Annotated in this window: 1 protein-coding gene; it reads left to right on the top strand. The window is 75.7% G+C overall.

What is annotated here, in order from left to right; all coding sequences use genetic code 11:
• The coding region (locus ABZ371_RS31315) for an AfsR family transcriptional regulator (RefSeq protein ID WP_358686045.1) at positions 1-2751 on the top strand (2751 nt) is incomplete at its 5' end.
• Positions 2752-2792 lie beyond the last annotated feature (41 nt).

Raw genomic sequence — 2792 nt, 5'->3', positions numbered from 1 at the left:
TTCGCGGAGAAAGCCGGGGACAAACTGTCGGGTGTCACGGGGCAGCTCTCGGACATCGCCGACAACGGTGGATCGTTGCCGGATATCGGTTCCCGGCTGGGCGCCGACCCGGGGCCCGCACTGCGCGCGCTGTACGACGAGCTGCTGCACCAGGAGCGGCTCCCGGCCCCGGCGCCCGCCGCCCCGCCGCCCGCCGCTCCGGCGCCGCACGGCAATCTGCGGGCCAGGCTCACGAGCTTCGTGGGGCGTGAGGCGGACATCGCGGGCCTCCGCGGCGACCTGGGCCGGGCCCGGCTGGTCACCCTCCTCGGGCCCGGCGGCGCGGGCAAGACCAGACTGTCCCAGGAGGCCGCCGAGACGGTGGACCCGGCAGCCTGGCCGGACGGCGTCTGGCTGGCCGAACTCGCGCCGGTCGACGACCCCGAGGCGGTTCCGGAGGCGGTCCTCACCGCACTCGGGGGCCGGGAGACCGTGCTGCGCGGTGCGGGCGCCGAAGAGCTCCGTGCGGCGGAGCGCGGCGCGGGCGAACCGCTGGCGCGGCTCACCGAGCACTGCTCCGGGCGCCGCATGCTGCTGCTCCTGGACAACTGCGAGCACCTCATCGAGGCTGCGGCGGCCCTCGCCGACCACCTGCTGGCCCGCTGTCCCGGCCTCACCGTCCTCGCGACCAGCCGCGAACCCCTCGGTGTGCCCGGCGAGTTCGTGCGACCCGTCGACCCGCTGCCGGACCCGGTGGCGCTGCGCCTGCTCGCCGACCGCGGGGCGGCCGCGCTGGCGGGCTTCCGGGTCGACGCGGACGAGCGGACCGAGGAGGCCTGCGCGGAGATCTGCCGCCGCCTCGACGGCCTGCCGCTCGCGATCGAACTCGCCGCCGCCCGGCTGCGGATGCTGACCCCCCGCGAGATCGCCGACCGCCTCGACGACCGCTTCCGTCTGCTGACCAGTGGCAGCCGGACCGTGCTGCCGCGGCAGCAGACCCTGCGGGCGGTCGTCGACTGGTCCTGGGACCTCCTGGACGAGGACGAACGCACCACCCTGCGCCGGCTGTCGGTCTTCTCCGGCGGCTGCACCCTCGAAGCCGCCGAGGCGGTCTGCGCGGACCGGACGCGGCACGCCTACGACGTCGCCGGGGTGCTCGGCTCGCTCGTCGACAAGTCCCTCGTCGTCGCCGCCCCGTCCGGGGACGGCCGGATGCGCTACCGCCTCCTGGAGACCGTCGGTGAGTACGCCGCCGAACGGCTGGAGGAGGCGGGGGAACGGGACGTCGTCGAACGGCGGCACCTCGCGTTCTACCGGGAGCTGGCCCGCACCACCGACCCCGAACTCCGGGGCTCCGGGCAGCTCGCCGCCCTCGAACTGCTCCAGCGCGAGTACGAGAACCTGCGCACCGCCCTGCGGCACGCCGTCGCCGCCCGTGACGAGCAGGAGTCCCTCAGCCTGGTGCTCTCGCTGGCCTGGTACTGGCAGATGCGCGATCTGCGCGGCGACGCCCTGCACTGGGCCGAAGCCGTCTCCGCGCTCGGCCCCGACCCGTTCGCCGGGCCCGCCCGTCCCGTGCCCTCGCTCGCCGAGCGCTGCACCGACGCGCCGCCGCCCATGGGAGGCGAACTGCTCCAGGAGGCACGGCGCCAGGTGGCGCTGATCCGGATGGCGAGCATGGACCACACGGTGGACGTCCGGTCCGACGAGGCCGGCATGGCGCGCCTGCGGGTCATCGCGGGGACCTACCGGGCCGGGCAGCCGCAGACCTGCCGCAGCCCGGGTTCGCTCTGGTTCTTCGCCGTCCTGCTGACCGGGGACGTCCCGGACATGCGGGGACTGCTGGACGAGTCGGTCCGCGCGGCACGGCGGCTCGGGTACGACTGGGAGCTGGCCGGGGCGCTCCAGCTGCGGGCCAACGTGCTCGCCAACCGGTCCGACTGGGCGGGCGAGGCCCACGCGGACGCCGACGAGAGCCTGGAGATCTTCCGCCGCCTCGGTGACGACTGGGGCGCGGCGGAGGCGCTCTCCTCGCGCGGCGAGGCCAACGAGAAGGCGGGCGACCACGGCCGTGCGGCCGCGGACTACCTGGCCGCGATCGGCTACGCGGAGAAGCTCGGCGCCCGGGCCCAGGTGCTGGTGCTCCGCACCCGGTACGCCGCCGCGCTGATCGAGCTCGGCCGCGGCGCGGAGGGCGAGGAGATCCTCCGGCGGGTTCTCGTCGAAGGGCGGCACGCCGGGCACGAGGCGACGGCCTTCGCCCGGTTCTTCCTGGCCATGTGGCTCGGCCTGTCGGGGCGCACGGCGGAGGCCCGCGAGCAGCTCGACGTGCTGCACGACGACTTCCGGGCCGCGTCCATGGGCGTATTCGAGGCATTCGTGCTGGGGGGCCTGGCGTGGCTGGACAACCTGGAAGGGCGGTTCGCGGACGCCCTGGACCGCAGCCGGGAGGCGCTCGCGCTGGCGGACGACCGGCTGTCGCAGATGGTGGCGCCGCACATGCACACGATCTACCTGGTCACGGTTGCGCGGGCGCTGGGCGGCCTCGGCGGTGAGCGCCGGGCCCGCCTCGGCGCGCGTCTGCTGGGCGCCGCGGGGGAGTCGCTGCCGGACGGGCACGTGCCCACGTCGATGGAGCGGGACGACCACGCCGCCGCCGAGCGACAGGTGCGCGGTGTGCTCGGGGACGCCGCCTTCGAAGCCGCGTACGCCGAGGGCGGCGGCCTCTCCCCGAAGGAGGCCGCCGCCCTCGTCGAGGCGTACCGGGATTAGGCGCCCGCCGTCCGGGCCTGGCCCGGCTCTCCGGACCGGCC

It is taken from the genome of Streptomyces sp. NPDC005899 (assembly GCF_040629645.1).
Taxonomy (GTDB): domain Bacteria; phylum Actinomycetota; class Actinomycetes; order Streptomycetales; family Streptomycetaceae; genus Streptomyces.
This window is presented reverse-complemented; position numbering and strand designations above follow the sequence as displayed.